The organism is Actinomadura sp. SCN-SB (assembly GCF_043906805.1).
Classification (GTDB): Bacteria; Actinomycetota; Actinomycetes; order Streptosporangiales; family Streptosporangiaceae; genus Spirillospora.
Genome location: NZ_JBIMPP010000019.1, coordinates 49,190 through 65,746 on the forward strand (window position 1 = coordinate 49,190; position 16,557 = coordinate 65,746).

At 70.5% G+C, this 16,557-nt stretch carries 16 protein-coding genes and 1 tRNA gene; 8 read left to right on the plus strand and 9 right to left on the minus strand.

Annotated elements, in window-relative coordinates:
* Positions 1-2: 2 nt before the first annotated feature.
* Positions 3-1,298 carry a cryptochrome/photolyase family protein gene (locus ACGWYJ_RS15115; protein WP_395106596.1) on the minus strand — a complete coding sequence of 432 codons (1,296 nt, stop codon included), beginning with the start codon at positions 1,296-1,298 and terminating at the stop codon, positions 3-5.
* Positions 1,299-1,394: 96 nt separating this feature from the next.
* Here ACGWYJ_RS15115 and ACGWYJ_RS15120 point away from each other — a divergent pair, with 96 nt between their 5' ends.
* A complete protein-coding gene (locus tag ACGWYJ_RS15120; protein WP_395106597.1) occupies positions 1,395-1,892 on the plus strand; it encodes an RNA polymerase sigma factor in 498 nt (165 codons plus the stop codon).
* 176 nt (positions 1,893-2,068) lie between these two features.
* Here the strand turns inward: ACGWYJ_RS15120 and ACGWYJ_RS15125 are convergent, their stop codons facing one another.
* The gene (locus tag ACGWYJ_RS15125; protein WP_395106598.1) at positions 2,069-3,259 is read right to left on the minus strand and encodes a helix-turn-helix domain-containing protein; all 1,191 of its coding nucleotides are present in this window, start codon (positions 3,257-3,259) and stop codon (positions 2,069-2,071) included.
* 263 nt (positions 3,260-3,522) lie between these two features.
* Between ACGWYJ_RS15125 and ACGWYJ_RS15130 the strand changes: the two genes are divergently transcribed.
* Positions 3,523-3,672, plus strand: coding sequence for a hypothetical protein (locus ACGWYJ_RS15130; RefSeq protein ID WP_395106599.1), 150 nt, complete (start codon positions 3,523-3,525; stop codon positions 3,670-3,672).
* A gap of 326 nt (positions 3,673-3,998) precedes the next feature.
* On the opposite strand, the gene ACGWYJ_RS15135 is transcribed toward ACGWYJ_RS15130, so the two are convergent.
* Both ACGWYJ_RS15135 and ACGWYJ_RS15140 read right to left on the minus strand, forming a co-directional pair.
* Entirely contained in the window at positions 3,999-4,796 is a 798-nt protein-coding gene (locus ACGWYJ_RS15135; protein ID WP_395106600.1) for an N-acetylmuramoyl-L-alanine amidase, read from the minus strand.
* 417 nt (positions 4,797-5,213) lie between these two features.
* A tRNA-Ser gene (locus ACGWYJ_RS15140) sits at positions 5,214-5,306 on the minus strand.
* 134 nt (positions 5,307-5,440) lie between these two features.
* Here ACGWYJ_RS15140 and ACGWYJ_RS15145 point away from each other — a divergent pair.
* Positions 5,441-5,611, plus strand: a complete 171-nt coding sequence (locus tag ACGWYJ_RS15145) for a hypothetical protein (RefSeq protein WP_395106601.1) — start codon at positions 5,441-5,443, stop codon at positions 5,609-5,611.
* A 15-nt stretch (positions 5,612-5,626) separates the two neighbouring features.
* On the opposite strand, the gene ACGWYJ_RS15150 is transcribed toward ACGWYJ_RS15145, so the two are convergent.
* Positions 5,627-6,370 carry a M15 family metallopeptidase gene (locus ACGWYJ_RS15150; RefSeq protein ID WP_395106602.1) on the minus strand — a complete coding sequence of 248 codons (744 nt, stop codon included), beginning with the start codon at positions 6,368-6,370 and terminating at the stop codon, positions 5,627-5,629.
* A gap of 161 nt (positions 6,371-6,531) precedes the next feature.
* Here ACGWYJ_RS15150 and ACGWYJ_RS15155 point away from each other — a divergent pair, with 161 nt between their 5' ends.
* Positions 6,532-7,089: a hypothetical protein gene (locus tag ACGWYJ_RS15155; protein ID WP_395106603.1), complete on the plus strand. Its 558-nt coding sequence runs from the start codon at positions 6,532-6,534 to the stop codon at positions 7,087-7,089.
* Positions 7,090-7,166: 77 nt separating this feature from the next.
* Here the strand turns inward: ACGWYJ_RS15155 and ACGWYJ_RS15160 are convergent, their stop codons facing one another.
* Positions 7,167-7,628 (minus strand): MarR family winged helix-turn-helix transcriptional regulator, encoded by a 462-nt coding sequence (locus ACGWYJ_RS15160; protein WP_395106604.1) that lies wholly within the window; start codon positions 7,626-7,628, stop codon positions 7,167-7,169.
* A gap of 183 nt (positions 7,629-7,811) precedes the next feature.
* On the opposite strand from ACGWYJ_RS15160, the gene ACGWYJ_RS15165 reads away from it, so the two are divergent.
* Together ACGWYJ_RS15165 and ACGWYJ_RS15170 are read left to right on the plus strand one after the other, a co-directional pair.
* Positions 7,812-8,837 (plus strand): pirin family protein, encoded by a 1,026-nt coding sequence (locus ACGWYJ_RS15165; RefSeq protein WP_395106605.1) that lies wholly within the window; start codon positions 7,812-7,814, stop codon positions 8,835-8,837.
* A gap of 356 nt (positions 8,838-9,193) precedes the next feature.
* On the plus strand, positions 9,194-10,390 hold the full coding sequence (locus ACGWYJ_RS15170; protein ID WP_285700993.1) for an ATP-binding protein: 1,197 nt from the start codon (positions 9,194-9,196) through the stop codon (positions 10,388-10,390).
* Positions 10,391-11,077: 687 nt separating this feature from the next.
* Here the strand turns inward: ACGWYJ_RS15170 and ACGWYJ_RS15175 are convergent.
* The 3 genes from ACGWYJ_RS15175 to ACGWYJ_RS15185 form a co-directional block, all read right to left on the minus strand.
* Positions 11,078-11,626, minus strand: a complete 549-nt coding sequence (locus ACGWYJ_RS15175; RefSeq protein ID WP_395106606.1) for a helix-turn-helix domain-containing protein — start codon at positions 11,624-11,626, stop codon at positions 11,078-11,080.
* Positions 11,627-11,777: 151 nt separating this feature from the next.
* Entirely contained in the window at positions 11,778-12,644 is an 867-nt protein-coding gene (locus ACGWYJ_RS15180) for a MauE/DoxX family redox-associated membrane protein (protein WP_395106607.1), read from the minus strand.
* Positions 12,645-12,647: 3 nt separating this feature from the next.
* Entirely contained in the window at positions 12,648-13,925 is a 1,278-nt protein-coding gene (locus ACGWYJ_RS15185) for a hypothetical protein (RefSeq protein ID WP_395106608.1), read from the minus strand.
* Positions 13,926-14,229: 304 nt separating this feature from the next.
* Between ACGWYJ_RS15185 and ACGWYJ_RS15190 the strand changes: the two genes are divergently transcribed.
* Together ACGWYJ_RS15190 and ACGWYJ_RS15195 are read left to right on the plus strand one after the other, a co-directional pair.
* A complete protein-coding gene (locus ACGWYJ_RS15190) occupies positions 14,230-14,751 on the plus strand; it encodes a SigE family RNA polymerase sigma factor (protein ID WP_395106609.1) in 522 nt (173 codons plus the stop codon).
* A 179-nt stretch (positions 14,752-14,930) separates the two neighbouring features.
* On the plus strand, positions 14,931-16,553 hold the full coding sequence (locus ACGWYJ_RS15195) for a long-chain fatty acid--CoA ligase (RefSeq protein ID WP_395106610.1): 1,623 nt from the start codon (positions 14,931-14,933) through the stop codon (positions 16,551-16,553).
* The last annotated feature ends 4 nt before the right edge of the window (positions 16,554-16,557 follow it).

The window sequence follows — 16,557 nt, forward strand, 5'->3', positions numbered from 1 at the left end:
GCTCACTTGGCGTCCGCCGGAGGATCGAGCTCGATGATCGGCGGCGGATAGTCGAGGCGGGCGTCGTCCAGCCTCCAGGGGCGGTGGACGCGGCCGCCCTCGACGGCGGCGAGTTCGGGGACGTACTTGCGGACGTACTCGCCGCGCGGGTCGAAACGGGACGCCTGACGGAGCACGTTCATGGTCTGGTTGGGCCGAGGGCTGTTGCCGGTGCCCGCCACCCACTGCCAGTTCCCCGCGTTGTCGGCGATGTCCCCGTCGGTGAGCCAGTGGTTGTAGTGCCCCAGCCCCTCCCGCCAGTCGATGCCCAGGTCACGGGTGAGGAACGAGGCGGTGATCAGCCGCGCCCGGTTGTGGATGTAGCCCTCGGCGCGGAGCTGCCGCATACCGGCGTCGACGATCGGGATGCCGGTCATGCCCTCCTGCCAGGCGGAGAGGGCGTCCTGCTGCCCGCCCCAGCGTTGCCCGCGCGACCGGTAGTCGCTCCTGGGCAGCGCGGGGAACGCGGCGGCGACCTGGTGGTGGAAGTCACGCCACGCGAGCTGGCGGCGGAAGGCTTCCGGTGCCTCGTCCGCGATCGCCCTGGGCGAGACGCAGCCGAACTTGATGTAGGGGCTCAGCCGGGACGTGCGGTCCGCCGCGAGATCGTCGCGGACGCGCTCGTAGGCGGCGGCGTCCTCGCCCAGCCACGCCGCCAGCCGGGCACGTCCCGCCGTCTCGCCGCCGGGCGCGCGTTCCGGAGACGACGCGCCCGATGCCAGGTCGTCCGGCAGCGCGCCGGGGTCGACACCGGAGGGCAGGCGAACCCGGCGGGGCGTCGGCGCCACCGGGCGCCACTTCGCCGCGTCCCACGCCCGCCAGTACGGGGTGAACATCCGGTAGTGATCGCCGCTCGCCGGGGTCAGGTCCCCGGGCGTGACGACCGTGATGCCGGGCAGCGCCGACACCTCCAGGTCCAGCTCGCGGAGGCGGGCGAGGCGCCGCGCCCCGTAGGCCGACCGTTCGTCGGCGAGGAAGAGCGCATCGGCGCCGGTGTCCTTGGCCAGGCGCGCGACCTCGGCGACCGGATCGCCCCGCCGCACCACCAGGTCGCCGCCCAGCCCGCGCAGGGACTCCCGCAGATCGGCAAGGCTCTCCAGGAGGAACCGGACGCGGTTGGGCACGGCGAACGAACCGCCCAGGATCGCGTCATCGAAGACGAACACCGGAACGACCTGCCCGGCCTCGCACGCGGCGGCCAGAGCGGGATTGTCGCGCACCCTCAGGTCACGGGTGAACAGCATGATCGAAGTTCTCATCACTAGGGACTTCGGTGCGGCCCCCGCCACCGGTTGCGCCTCCTGACCTGCTATCGCGGCACGTGATGAAGCGTTTTTCGTGGGCATCGGGACTGCATGACCCTGGAACAGCGGCTCGCCCAAGGCGACGAGGAGGCGCTGAGCGAGTGCTACGCCGTGCTAGGTCCCCTCGTACGCCACCACGCGGGAAGGCTGGTGCCCGCCCACGTCGTGGACGACGTCGTCCAGATGGTCTTCCTGGAGGTCTGGCGATCGCGCGGCCGCTTCGACTCGGCCCGCGGCCTGGAGCCGTGGGTCGTGGCCATCGCCCGGAAACGGGCCATCGACCAGCTACGGGCCGAGGCGCGGCACTCCCGGCGGTCGGTGCCTCTGGACGACACCGTCGGCGTGCCCGACGCCACCTGCGCCGTGGACGCCGCCTGCGACGTCCGCAACGCCCTGGCCGGACTGCCCGTACCCCAAAGGCAGGCGATCGTCCTCGCCCACTTCGGCCAGCTGACCCAACGCGAGATAGCCGACCGCCTGGCGATCCCGCTGGGCACGGTCAAAGCCCGCACCACCCGCGGCCTGCGACGCCTGAAAGACCTGCTCTGACCGGGCGATTCAAGGACACTCGCCGCCACCATCGCCACCGTCACCGGCCTGTTCCTGATCTGGCTCTCAACAGCAGCCCAAGCGGGCATCACCGTAACCGGCCTCGAATAACAACCACCCACCCCGGCGAGGCCGCAGCGCTGTGTGCGAGGTGACCGCCTCTCTGCGAGGAAGCCTTATCCGGCGCCAGGAGGAAGTGCGCGGCGTTCCTCGCGCAGTTGGTCGGCGAACTCGGTCACCCGCTTCTCCCGTGGGTAGTGCTCTTCCAAGCGGCTACGCAACTCGTTGGCGCGCGGCAGGAGATCCCCGGACCGCCGCTTGGGCTTCAGCGCGGCGCGGCCGTGCTGGACGGCGCTCTCCAGGTCCCCCCGCCGCGCCGTGATCAGTCCAAGGTCCAGGTTCGCCATGGCGTACCGCATCGGCCAGCGCGTCGGGTCGTCGGGCCGCCGACACCGCGCGATGACCTCGCGGGCGTGCTCCTCGGCGGCGTCGTCCTGCCCGAGCATCGTGTAGATCGTCGAACAGTAGAACTCGTACTTGTCGTGATCGAACACGAAGTGGTGCTCCGGGTGCGCCGGGCGTGGCAACTGGTCGAGGATCTTCCTGCCGACTCTCAGGGCCTCGCGTGCGCGGGAGTCTCTCATGCGCGCGTACCCGCGGCCGGCCTGGAGGGTGAGCTGCACCGCCGCGTTCGTGGCGCCCGCGTGCCGGATCCCGGCCTCGCTGTAGGCCACCACGTCCTCGTAACGACGTTCGACCAGGGCGAACCATGCGGCGATCTCCCACGACCAGGCGATGATCTCGCCGTGCCCGGCCTGCTCGCCGAGCCGGTGCGCGGTGCGGCGCAGGACCTCCGCGCCAGTCGTCTCCCCGCAGTCGTACAAGGTGCACGCGAGCAGAACGGCCAACCAGCCGGAGCGGACAAGCAACTCGCGGTGCTCGGCGAGGGTGACCCGGCCGTCCAGCATCCGCAGCACTGATTTCAGGTGCGCCTTGCCGCGCTCGCTCAGCTCATTCGGCGCGACGGTCGGATAGTCCCGGCACAGCCGATCCACGACGACGTCAAGAAGGTCCAGCGCGCCGGGGGCGAGGTCGCTGGAGTCGGCGCTCGCCGCGAGGTTCAGCAGCTCGGCCTCATCGGCGCTGAGCCGGGCGGGACGTGCCGGAGCGGCATCGAAGTGCGCGATCAAAGCGCCATCGGCTTCGAGCGTGGCATCCATCCGTTCGGCGAGCTCGCGGGACGGCCGTTTGTGACCGTTCAGGATCTTCGACACGTGGCCCTGGTCGCACGGCACCAGCCGGGCCAGCTCGCGGACTCCGATGCCGCGCTCGGCCATGAGCGCGCGGAGTTTGTCGCCGAAGGTCATCGCCTCACCCGTTCGCCCCGGGTTGACCTGTTGCTCGCGTTGCCCGTGCCCTGCGGACAGCGGCCAACGTCTTTTACCGTAACCGCCGGTGCGCTGGTCTTGGGGGCGTACACGTCACGTCAGACACACAGGCGGCCCCGGACGGTGGGCGAACACCGCTCCCCGGGGCCTCGGCCGGAAGGTGGCTCCGACCTATGCGAGATCCTACGACCCCTGCCGCTTGCCCCACCGCCACTGTCGCCAACCCTGGCGCGGTCGCCCGGATGTTCCGTGAGCAGTACGGCGTGCTCGCCTGGTACGGCCCGTTCACCGGCCACTGGTGGGCGATGGTCAGCCCGGCCCGGCTGGTGGAGGCCGAGGGACCGTACGAGCTGGAGCACGCGATCCGCCGCGCCTGGGGATGGGAGCGGTGAACGTCCTGATCGGTCCGCTTGGGGCGCGCCTGGTCGACTGGGCGGCGGCCAGCCGCGGCGCCAGTGCATGGCGGGACGCCGATCCCCCCTTGAGCACAACAACGACCGCCCCCGCACCTCCTGGAGGAGGGCGGGGGCGGCGCGTGCCAGGCGGGCTACTCGGTCTTGTTCCGAACCCGCCACACGCCCAGAGCGATCAGGAGCGCCACGCCGATCGTGGGCTGTCGCCGATGTCCAGCGCGCCGTCCTCGGCCACGGACTGGACGGTGGCCATGGACGCGATGACGGTCTTCCAGTAGGGGCTGAGCTTGACCATTGCGACCTCCTCAGGTCACAGGGGCGGTCCACGCGGCCGCCCACGTCTTGGGGCCCACGACGCCATCCACCTGGAGGCGCTTCTCCTTCTGGAAGGCGCGGCAGACCGCTTCCGAGCCGGGGCCGTACACGCCGTCGACGGCGATGTTCCACCCGCGTGCACGCATCCGGGCCTGCCAGGTGCGGGCGGCGGCGTGCCGCATCATCGGGGGCTGGGTCAGGTACACGCCCGGCCACTTGGGCGCCTTCGCGGTGGGCGGCTTCGACGGCGGCGGGGCCGGCGAGGAGGAGCCGCCGGGGGCGGGCATGCCCTTCTTGACCCAGGCGTACAGTTCGGCGCCGGGGCACGCGGTCGAGCCCACGTCCCGGTGCCCGCGTTTGGCCAGGGTGCGGCCTGCCCGGCGGCATGCCTCGTCGTACAGCCACCGGATCGCGCGCTTCGCGGCGTCGGTGGCGTCGCCGTCCCGGCCGATCATGCACACGCCGATCCCGGAGGTGTTGTGCCCGGTGGCGTGCGCGCCGATCACCAGCCAGCCGCGGCCCTCGTAGATACGGCCCTTGGTGTCGACGAGGAAGTTGTATCCGATGTCCGACCAGCCGCGGCTGTCCATGTGGAAGTTCTGGATCTGCCGGGGTGTCTGCGACGGCGGGCCTTCGCTGTAGTGGACGACGACCTCCGTGCGCTTGCTCCAGCTTGTCGACGTCTTCGACTTCGGGGAGCGGGCGCCCCATTCCTTGCGGGTGATGATGTCCAAGCTGATCTCCCATCTCGCGGTGACGCCGATCACGACGCCGACTGCCGGGATCATCCCGAAAACGCCGGTGACGATGAGGCCCAAGCCAAACCCTGCCAGGGACAAGCGGACCCGACCGCGACATCCGCGGGTGAGCGGGTGGTGTCCATCGAGCGCGGTCGCGGACGACGCGGCGGACAAGCTCGTCGAGCTGCACGCCACAAGGGCGACTTCCGCGCGCGTTCCGGCTGGTGAGTCGCGAACAGGCGGATTGACGGTGCTTTGGCTACCTGATCCGGTCTACGCTGAAGGGGTCCCGCTCATCCCGGGACCCCTTCGCGCGTGTGGGCTGAACTGCGAAAACGTCGCGGATTTCATCCCGCATATATCCCGTGAGCAGCGGCTTACGGCGGCTCTCGGTGGCGTCCGGCTGCATAGGTTGATCATGGCGTCTTCGCAGCGGTCAGGGGGTTGGGCTGGGAAGATGCCGGTTGGCGGAGGCTGTGGGATTCGAACCCACGGAGCCGGGGATACCGACTCAGCGGTTTTCAAGACCGCCGCACTCGTCCACTATGCGAAGCCTCCCGAGGCAGCCACCACGATAGCGGGTCGGGCGAGGCGGGTTCACCGGGCTTTTCCGGGGGCGAGGAGGGGGTTACCGGGACCAAGGTTGCCTTTGGGCCTTAGGGGACGGGTGGGCATCCGTTACGCTCGTCCGCATGTCTGAGACATCGAACGACCCGGCCGGGACGACGCATCAGTTTCAGAACTTCGCGGCTCAGGCGCCGGCCGAGCAGTCCAGCAAGGTGAACGTCGGGCTTGTCGTGGGGATCGCCGCGCTGGTGGCCTTGCTGGTCGTCGTGGCGGTGGCGGTCTGGATGCTTCTCTGAGCCCGTTCCAGGGTGTCAGCGGCCGGACGCCGAGAAGTGCTGGTAGTCCTTGACGCCGCTCCAGTTGCCGCCCCAGCCCCAGCCGATGGAGGCGAACGCCCTCACCACCCGGTCGTTGGCGTGGATGACGCCGGGGGCGTCGAGGTTGCGGTTCTTGAACTTGACGCAGTGCCTGTGGGCGACCGTCCCGTCGGAGCTGACATAGGGGTTCTCGCACGGGTTGAGGTCGACGGCCAGGCCGTAGGCGTGCTGTGAGAAGCTCGTCGACCCGGTGGCCCTGCGGCAGTTGAACGCCGAGGTGTTGTCGGCCTCGATGGAGTCGAAGTCGGATCCCCTGAACCTGTCCACCGGCTCCATGCGCCTGATGGGGTAGCGCATGGCGAACAGCCTCCTGAAGACCGTGACCAGGTCCTCCGCCGCTTCGGCGTTGACGACCAGCCGCCCGCCGGCGTGCGCGCGGTCGTCCATGCCCCAGTACGTCATCTCGATCATGCGCAGGCCGGACGGGGACACCGGGCAGCCGCGGCGCCACGAGTGCGGAAGGTCGGCGGCGGTCACTCGCCTGATCGTGGACTGGAAGCGCTGCGGGGCGGTCGTGGCCGGCGCCGGGGTGCCCTCTCCGGTGCGCGTTCCCGAGGCGGTGGGCGGGTTGGCCGGGTTGGTACGGTCCGGGTCGCTGGAGCCGCGGCCACATCCGGCCGCGCCGACAATCAGGACGACGACCGTCGCTGCGCTGATCACAAGCCGTTCACCAGGCATAACTCTAGGATGGCACGTCGCGTCGGCCTCGCGTCGTAACCCCCCGTTCGCTACGGTGCGTTTCGAGGCGTGTCGCCGCGAGGGGGACGGGGCGGGCACGCCGCGCCGATTCGTTCAGCCCAAGCCGGGGTAACCCGGCGTCCCCCGGGCAGGGAGCCGGCATGGCCGAGTCTCAGGAACGCGACGCGCCCCCCGAGCGCGACCTGCCGACCCTCAAGGGCCTCCCCAGGATCGAGGACCTCCCCGAGATCCGCCTTTCCCGGATCGAGGTGCCCGACGACGGGGTCCCGTACGAGGTCGGCGAGCCGAGTGAGCGGGCCGATGCCTCCGAGGCGCCCGCCAGGAGTCTTGAGGACGAGATCTTCGCGATGGCGTCCACGGTGGAGGTCGAGGACGCGTCGCGCGCGGAACCGCCGCTGCTGAGGCTGTGGCAGGGGCCGGTCCAGATGCCGCCGCCCCCGGTGATCGGACGGGCCGTGGCCGGGTTCCTGACGTTCCTGTTCGTGGACGCCGTGATGATGTACGCGCCGCTGATGATGAGCCGCAGGCCGAGCCTGCTCCCGCAGATGGTGGCGCTGCTGACGCTGGCCTTCGGGCTGGGCGGGCTGCTGGTGTGGAAGGTCAGGGGGGCGTGGCGCCCGTTCGGGATCGGGATGATGCTCGGCTGGCTGTTCCTGACCCTGGTATCGCTCGGCCTTCTCACAGGGGTCAGCCCGTAGGGAGACGCCGCCGACGCCGCGCGTCCGGCCGGTCCCGAACGCCGGGACGCGCGGGACCGGGGCGCCGACCGGCGGCGTCAGCCGGATTCGGCGATGCGCTTGACCACGGCGGTGAAGGCGCGTCCGATGGCCGCCAGGTCCTCGGGCTCGATGACGTCGACGAAGAAGGTCCGCACGGTCTCGACATGGTCGCGGGCGGCGCGTTCCAGCGCGGCGTAGCCCTCGGCGGTCAGGTTCGCGTACACCCCCCGCTTGTCGTTGGGACAGTTGTCCCGGCTGACCAGGCCCTTGGATTCGAGACGGGAGCAGGTGTGGGACAGGCGGCTGCGGGACTGGCTGGCGTTGTCGGCCAGTTCGGCCATCCGCAGGCGCCGGTCGGGTGCCTCGGAGAGCCGTACGAGGATCTCGTACTCGGAGATCGAGAGCCCGTGCTTGCTCTTGAGATCACGGTCCATGATCTCGTTGAGCCTGGTGCTGCCGTCCACGAAGGCCCGCCAGTCGTGCTGTTGGGCGGCATCGAGCCAGCGTGGTTCGCTCATGCCCGCCAGTATAGTCCATATGTTGAAGATTCAATTAATTGGCGGTACGGTCGAGGGAGCGCCCGTGCCTTCGACCGTTCAGGAATAGTTTAGATTTCAACTAGGTTGTACGCGCACAAGCGCTCCCCGGAGGAAGGCATGGACGGACGTCCGGGGGCGGCCGACGAGTGAAGAGGAGAGCCGATGCCTGCCATCACGGCGGACCCGCTCACGCTGCCCCGACTGCCCCGCCTCGACGAGGCCGGCACCGGCTGGCGGCGCGTCGCCAAAATCATCACCGCCCAGCGGCACCTTGAAGGCGAGGGCTTCCAGGTGCGACGCCCCTTCCCCGGGGTGGACCTTCCCATGGCCGACCCGTTCCTGCTGCTCGACCACATGGGGGCGGTCGAGTACGCGCCGGGTGAGGCCAAGGGGACCCCGTGGCACCCGCACAGGGGCTTCGAGACCGTCACCTACATCATCGACGGCGCGTTCCAGCACCAGGACACCACGGGCGGGGGCGGCCTCATCTCCAACGGAGACACCCAGTGGATGACGGCCGCCGCCGGGATCCAGCACATCGAACAGCCGCCGCCGGAGCTCGTCGCCAAGGGCGGTCTGTTCCACGGCATCCAGCTCTGGGTGAACCTGCCTCGCGCCCAGAAGTGGGTGAACCCGCGCTACCAGGACATCGAAGCGCGGAACGTGAAGCTGCTCGCGTCCGACGACGGGTCCTCGCTCGTCAGGGTCATCGCGGGTTCCCTCGGCGGGTACGAGGGCCCTGGCGTCACGTACACCCCGATCAACTACCTGCACGCGACCGTCGCGCCCGGCGCGCGGCTGGCCCTGCCCTGGCCCCGGGACTTCAACGCGCTGGTGTACGTACTGTCTGGACGCGGCCTCGTCGGCACCGAGGAAATCGGCCTCGACGAGGGCCGGCTGGCGGTCTTCGGCGGCTCCCACCACAAGGGCGACCAGGACGGCATCATGCTCAGGGCCGCCGATGTGCAGCCGGTCGCGAGCCCGAACGGCTGGGAGATCCTCGTGCTCGGGGGGATGCCGCTGCGCGAGCCGGTGGCCCGGTACGGCCCGTTCGTCATGAACACCCGCCAGGAGATCGTCCAGGCGTTCGAGGACTTCCAGGCCGGCCGCATGGGCACGATCCCGGCCGAGCGCGTTCCGCACCTGACCAGCGCGGACGAGCCGGTGGACGCCTCCGGGAACGCGTAGCGGAACACCCTCTGAGCAGGGCGTTCACCCGCCGGACGGCCACGCGTTCCAGAAGGGGCGCGTGGCCGTCCGGCTTTCTGATGATCCCTCGGGAGAGTCGGCGCGTTCGGGTGACGGCGGGGGCGGCATGCGCTACTGTGTTCGAACAGTCGAACAGAGATTCGATCGGCCCGTCAGCGCTCGGGTGCCCGGGGAGGTGGCAGAGGGTGGCGACGATCACCGCGTCCGGCAGGGACGTCAGGGGTGCCGGGGACGCCGGGGCGCGCTGCACGCGGCGGGCGCCGCGCGCGACACGCCGCATGAGTTTCTACGCAAATCTACGGCCTCAGCTATATCGCCTCATAGAGTCCGAGAGCGTGGACCCCGTGCGCAACCCCTATGCCCCGGGCGCCGGGCAGCGCCCCCCGGAGCTGGCCGGCCGCGACCGCGAGCTTCAGCAGTTCGAGGTGGTGCTCGAACGGGTGGCACGCGGCCGTCCCGAGCGCAGCATGATCGTTACCGGCCTTCGCGGCGTGGGCAAGACCGTGCTGCTCAACGCGTTCCGCTCGATGGCGATCCAGCGGCTGTGGGGCACCGGCAAGATCGAGGCCCGTCCCGACCAGTCGATCCGCAGGCCCGTGGCGTCCGCCCTGCACCGGGCGGTGCGCGAGCTGGCGCCGCGGCACCGCGCCCCCGACCGCATCGAGGAGTTCCTCGGCGTGCTCAAGGCGTTCGCCCAGGCCGGTGAGGAGCCGGGCGGCGGACGGGGCAAGGCGCGGGCGCACCGCTGGCAACCCGGCATCGACGTGCCCGCCGCCCGCGGCCGCGCCGACTCGGGCGATCTGGAGATCGACCTCACCGAGCTCTTCGTCGACGCCGCGTCCGTCGCCACCGATGTCGGCGCCGGCATCGCGCTGTTCGTCGACGAGATGCAGGACGTCCCCGCCGACGACGTCTCCGCGCTGTGCGCCGCCTGCCACGAGCTGTCCCAGAACGGCGGCCCGCTCATCGTCGTCGGCGCGGGCCTGCCTCACCTGCCCGCCGTACTCTCGGCCAGCAAGTCCTACTCCGAGCGGCTGTTCCGCTACGCCCGCATCGACCGGCTCGACCGCGAGTCCGCCGACATCGCGCTGCTGGCCCCGGCGGAACGCGAGGACGTCACCTTCACCCCCGAGGCCCTCGACGCCCTGTACGGCGCGGCCGACGGCTACCCCTATTTCGTCCAGGCGTACGCCAAGGTCGTCTGGGACGTCGCGCCCGACAGTCCCATCACCGCCGACGACATCAAGGTCGCCGCCCCCGAGGCGGAGAGCGAACTGGCCGTCGGCTTCTTCGGCAGCCGCTACGAACGCGCCACCCCCGCCGAGCGCGACTACATGCGCGCGATGGCGATGCTGGGCGACGATCCCGTCCCCACCGCGGCCGTCGCCGACGAGCTCGGCCGCAAACCCTCCAGCCTCTCCCCGGCCCGCGACGGCCTGATCAAGAAGGGCCTCATCTACAGCGCCGAACGCGGCCTGGTCGCCTTCACCGTCCCCCACTTCGGCAAGTTCCTCCGAGCCCAACCCGTCTGACCGACGCACCACACCGGCGCCCCCCGGCTTGTGCCAGCGCCGCGGTCCGACGCTCGCAACCCACCATCCGCCCGCCCTCAACTCCACCTAACGCAAGGTCCCCGTCCAACACCCTTGACCCGCCCGCAGCGCTCCGCCCTCACTCCCGTGTGGTGGTGCGGCCTCGCCGCACCGCTAGCCCCTGCCAGGTACCTGCGTTACGGACGGAACGACCGTTCGCCAAGCAGGTAGGCAAGGGCCCGGTCAGGATTTTCTAACCCTTTCTAGAGAGAACTCTAGAGAGCTGTAGAGAGCGCGATCGACGCGTGTCGCCATCATTCTCTAGCCGTTTCTAGCGTGGTTCGTAGAAATTGCTAGATTCCGATATCGGGCCCTAACCGCGCGACCCGCTCGCCAAGGCGCCCAAGCCCGCACAGCCATGGCCAGCGCCGCCGTCACGGAGCATCTGTGACCGCCTGCCCGAGGAGGCCCAAGTCCGCCAGGCTTGCGTCGTCGTCTTCCTGGAGGACAAGCCGCCGATGTGGCCGGGCGCTTGGAGGCAGCTCGCGGCGATCTGCACGGCCTTCGGCTTCCCGCGTTTGCTGAGGAAGTGGATGTTGCGGACGATCTGCGGGGGCAGCCGCCATGTTCTCCGATAGTGATTGCCGGTCAAGCGGCTGCGGGACCTTGGGCGGGCGATACGGGTGCTTACTGCGCGACCTGGGTAGCAAGGTGCCCGAGTCCGCGCGGCCAAGGGTTCGGTGTTGGTGCGGACCATCTTCGGTCGGCCCGCCGCCGAGGAGGGTCCACGCCCAGCACGCTCGTGTCGTCGCCCCACTGGAGGCCAGGGGTTCCGGCGTGGCCGAGTACCCGGAACGTTGCCCGAGACGATCCGTCGGACCGTGTCGGCTTCCGCGCTGGCTGCGACGGCGGATCTGGTCGAACGTTCTGCGGGGGCGGCTGAACGCGCGTGAGGTGCGCCTGGTCGGCGAACCCGACGCGCGTCGCCACCTCCGCCGGGCGCAGACCCGCGTCCAGAAGGGAACGGGCACGGGTCACCCGGTGCTGCGCCAGCCAGGCGTACGGAGGCATCCCCCTCACCTCGCCGAAGCCACGTACCACCCGGTAACGCGACACCCCCATCTCGGCGGCCAGCTCGCCCAGCGCCGGTGGCGCGACCAGCTCGTCCGCGAGCCGGGACGACACCGTACGGGGAGCCGGGACGACACCGTACGGGCGATCCACACGGCCTCGCATAGTTGCTGGTCGAGCGGACCCGGGCCCTTGGGCGATGAGGTTCCGGCCGCACAGGTCTGGAGGCGGTGAGAGCCGGCCGATCACCGGGTTGAACGGATGCCGTAGGGCGGTTGGGCTGGGGGTGTGTGTGGCTGTGGATTTCTATGGGGTTCTAGTGGAGGTCCAAGAGAGGGCTAGAGACGGGCAGAGTGGGGGATGCGTCCTTCGGCTCCTGTGCAGGGGGTGGAGGCGGGACGCGGGCGGCTCGTACCGTTCTGTCGCGTTCCGCGGTGGACACGGCGAAGACGATCTCGGTGTCGCGGCCGTCGAGCCGGGCCGGGAAGACCACGAAACGCCAGCAGCCCTCGCGCCACACGTCCACCGGTACGGCGCTGGTGATGGAATCTTCGGCGGCGAGCCAGGCGGGGCTGTCGTACAGCGTCGCGAACGTCTCCGGCAGCGGGCTGCGGCGGCGCGCGCACGGCGTCGCCGGGCGGGACCGTCCGAGCCGACCGCGCCGCGCGAGGACGGACAGCTCGGGCGAGAGCGCGGCGAACAGCGCGAGCTCCACGACGAAGACCAGCGCCACCTGCGTGGGAACCTGCCGGAGCACCTCGGCGCCCGCGTGCGGAGCGCCCAGCGAAGCCACGGCCGCCGCCGTGAACAGCGCCGCGCGGAGCACGCTGCGGCGGCCCACCCGCTTCTCGCTCAGCCCGCCGAAGCAGCCGCATCCCGCGTCCGGACGGTGTACGCGCAGCTCGCCCACCGCCCAGGTGGCGGCCGCGAACGCCACGGTCGTGGCCACCCGTACCGACACGTGGGACGTGACCAGCAGTGCCAGCGCCAGCAACCCCTCGGTGACGGCGAGACCGACGTTCATGTGACGGCCCGGTCGCAGCCTTCCCGGGACGGGGACGCCGTGGACGTGCTCGGGCGCGGACCACGCCACGGGGGAACGGACGGTCAGCTTGGCCACGCAGGCGGCGAGCAGGACGGTCGCGAGCAGCAGGACCTGTGTGTTCTGGATGTTCTCCAGCATCGGTCAGTCCTCCGCGGCGTGCGGCGTGTCGTCCCCGAAGCGCAAGGCGGCGTTGAAGCATCCCGCGTCCAGATCGCCGCCGAGGGCCACGAAGGCGGCCGGGGTGAGCTCGGCGAGGCGTCCGCGCGGCGAGGTCCCGCATTCGACGCACCGGTCGCAGTAGCGTGCGGCCACGCACCCGCATTCGATCAGCGGCAGGGTGGCGCGCAGGCCGGCGCATTCGTTCTGGAGCGTGAGTTCCGTGCCCAGGGAGAGGTAAGGCAGGGCGACGCAACCGGAAGGTGTGTCGGGGCAGGCGTCCGGGTCCTCCGGGTCGGCGAAGGGGTAGGCGATCCCCTGCTCGCCGGTCAGCAGGAAAGCGGAGCTCGCGCCCGGTCGCGCGATCCGGGCGGGTGCGCCTTGGGTGGTACGGCGTGCGGTCGTTCTCCTTTTGCGGACGGGCGACGCGTGACGCGGTCCGGTACGGGGCCGGGGGCTCTCCTTGGCCGGGGCTGGGACCACGGGGGTGAAGGAGGGGCAGATGTCCGGCCAGGGCATCGCGTCAGGGCTGATCGTGTCGTCGGTCCCGCGCGGCGACGCCGGAGGTGTGGCGGGGCGCAGTGCCGGGCGGGACGGAGCCGCGGCGGGCGAGCCGTAGGTGGCGCCGCCGAACCAGGTGACGGTGCCGTGCAGGACGTCCGCGACCGGGGTGTCCGGGCGCGGCGAGGCCAGGTCGCCGGGCAGGTAGCCGGGCTGCGACGTGCCGGGACGGGCCGCCCGCGGACCGTCCGGTGAACGGACGCAGATGAGGTCGACGAGGTACCCGGGTTCGAGCCGGGGATGACGGACCAGGACGCGGCCGAGCGCGTGCGGGGGGATCACCACGGAGGTGCGCCCCCGATGCGGGCCCTGATCCACCTCTACGGTGTCCCCCTCGTACTCCAGGATCGTCCCGGTGATCCTGCCGATGTCCACCCAGACGCGGTCGGCGACCGGGCCGTCCGGCGCCATGCGCACGATCGCCTCGCGTCCGGGCCGCAGCGCGGCGGGGCCCCCGCGCCCGCCGTGCCAGACCGTGGTGGACGGGGCCAGCGGCACCTTGATCTCGCCGCCCGAGCCGCCCCCGCCACCCCTGCCGTCCAGGACGAGGAGGTACGGGTCGGCGTCGAGGATGGTCCCGGCCAGGACCCGGCGGCGTTCCTCTGGATCTTCCGCGGGTGCGCCGGGACGTGCCGATGTCCCCAGCACGAGGTTCCGGTAGAGACGGCGCGTCCCTCCGCGGGCCCGGGGTGGTAGCGGCATGGCGTTGCTCCGGCGTCGATCATCGAGGGGTCACGTCGTGGCCACGACTGTTCGGACAGCGTGTCAAGAGTGGTACGCACCGTGTCCACGCAGTCTGCGGATTTGTCGCGATAAGTCATGTACGGGTTGAGGTTTGTTTGACCGGGGATGATGTTTGTCCACTGGTTGACCCGAATATGAATTTTCAGTTAGGCCAAAATTGAGCTCCCCGTGCGATCGTCGAGTCATATGGATCTTGAACCGGTGGGGTTCCGCGACCGGCGAGGGTCCGACGAGGCTCCTGAACCCCTGGCTCGGTGGTGACGTGAACAGCGCACGGCACGAGGAGTTCCGCGACTATGTCGCGGCCCGCGGGCCCGCCCTGATGCGGGCCGCGCTTCAGCTGACCGGAGACCGCGCCGAGGCCGAGGACCTGCTCCAGGCGGCGCTGGCCAAGACCTATTCGGCCTGGGACCGTATCGAGGACCGCGCCGCCGTGGACGGCTATGTCAGGCGGGCCATGGTCAACACCCGGATCTCGTGGTGGCGGCGGCGGAAGCTGGAGGTGTACCCGACCGACGAGCTGCCCGAGCAGCCCGTGGACGACCACACCGGAAACACCGAGTTGCAGGACGCGCTCGGGCGCGCGCTCGACAGGCTCCCCGAACGCCAGCGGCTCGCCGTGAAGCTCCGCTATTACGAGGACATGCCCGAGAACGAGATCGCGAAGGTCCTCGGGGTGAGCATCGGCACCGTCAAGAGCACCGTCTCCCGCGCCATGGCCAAGCTGAGGGTCGACACCGCCCTCGAAGCCGACTTCCCCGACATCGCACCCCATCGCCCATGAACACCCCGTGACCGCCCTGTCCCGACCGTTCCGGGCGGCACCCTCGGTTCGGGTCTCGGTTCGGGTCTCGGGCGACGACCCACCGTGATGTCCCGAAATATGGGGCCTCCGAGGGCTGACAGCGTGTCGCCGTTCGGGCAAGAATCCGGTTCTGAGATCCACCGAGCTGGAGGTGCGCCGTGCGGAGCACGATGCAGGATTTCCCGCTGACCCTCACCTCGATCATGCGCTTCGGCGTCGATGTCTGCGGTGACAGCGAGGTCGTCACGTGGACGGGCGACGGGTCGCGCCGGCGGAGTTACGCCGAACTGGGTGAGCGCGCCGCCCGGCTGGCCGGGGCGTTGCGCGCGCTCGGGGTGGACGGCGACCAACGCGTGGCCACGTTCATGTGGAACAACGCCGAGCATCTTGAGGCGTACCTGGCCGTGCCGTGCATGGGGGCCGTGCTGCACACCCTCAACATCCGGCTCTTCGCCGATCAGCTCGTGTACATCGCCAACCACGCCGAGGACCAGATCGTCATCGTGGACGGCTCGCTGATCCCGCTGCTGGCGCCCATCCTTCCGCAGTTGAAGACCGTCCGGCACGTGCTCGTGGTCGGCGAGGCCGACACGGCTCCGCTGGCGGACGCGGGCAAGGAGCTGCACTCCTACGAGGACCTGCTCGCCGCCGCGCCCGCCACGTTCGACTGGCCCGAGCTCGACGAACGGTCGGCCGCGGCGATGTGCTACACCAGCGGCACCACGGGCAACCCGAAGGGCGTGGTGTACTCGCACCGGTCGGCGTACCTGCATTCGATGTCGATCTGCTCGGCCAACGCGATGGGCATCAGCGCGACCGACCGCGTGCTGCCGGTCGTGCCGATGTTCCACGCCAACTCCTGGGGACTGCCGTACGGCGCGCTGATGGCGGGCGCCTCGCTGGTCATGCCCGATCGCCATTTGCAGGCCGAGCCGCTGGTACGGCTGATCGAGGCGGAGCGTCCCACGGTCGCGGGCGCGGTGCCGACGATCTGGGCGGACGTGCTGCGCCACGTCAAGGAGAACGGCGCCGACCTCAGCTCGCTGCGGATCGTCCCGTGCGGGGGGTCGGCGGTGCCGGAGTCGCTGATGCGCGGGTTCGACGAGATCGGCGTGCGGATCGTCCACGCGTGGGGCATGACGGAGACGTCACCGGTCGCCTCGATGGCGCACCCGCCGGCGGGCGCGGAGGGCGAGGACGCGTGGCGGGCGCGGATCTCGCAGGGCCGGGTGCTGTCCGGCCTGGAGATGCGGGTCGTCGGGGACGAGGACAAGGTGCTGCCCAGCGACGGCGAGGCGGTCGGTGAGATCGAGATCCGCGGCCCCTGGATCACCGGGTCGTACTACAAGGACGAGGACCCGGAGAAGTTTCACGACGGCTGGCTGCGCACCGGCGATGTCGGCACGGTGACCCCCGACGGCTTCCTGAACCTGTCCGACCGGGCCAAGGACGTGATCAAGTCGGGCGGCGAGTGGATCTCGTCGGTGGAGCTGGAGAACCATCTGATGGCCCATCCCGACGTCCTGGAGGCGGCCGTGGTGGGGGTGCCCGACGACCGCTGGCAGGAGCGCCCCCTCGCGACGGTGGTGGTACGGGAGGGCGCGGCGGTCACGGCCCGGCAGCTCAAGGAGTTCCTCACCGGCCTGATCCCGAAGTGGCAACTCCCCGAACGCTGGTCGTTCATCGAGGCGGTCCCGAAGACCTCGGTCGGGAAATTCGACAAGAAGGTCCTGCGCCGCCAGTACGCGGAGGGCGAGCTGGACGTTCAGCGCGTCGACTGAACGG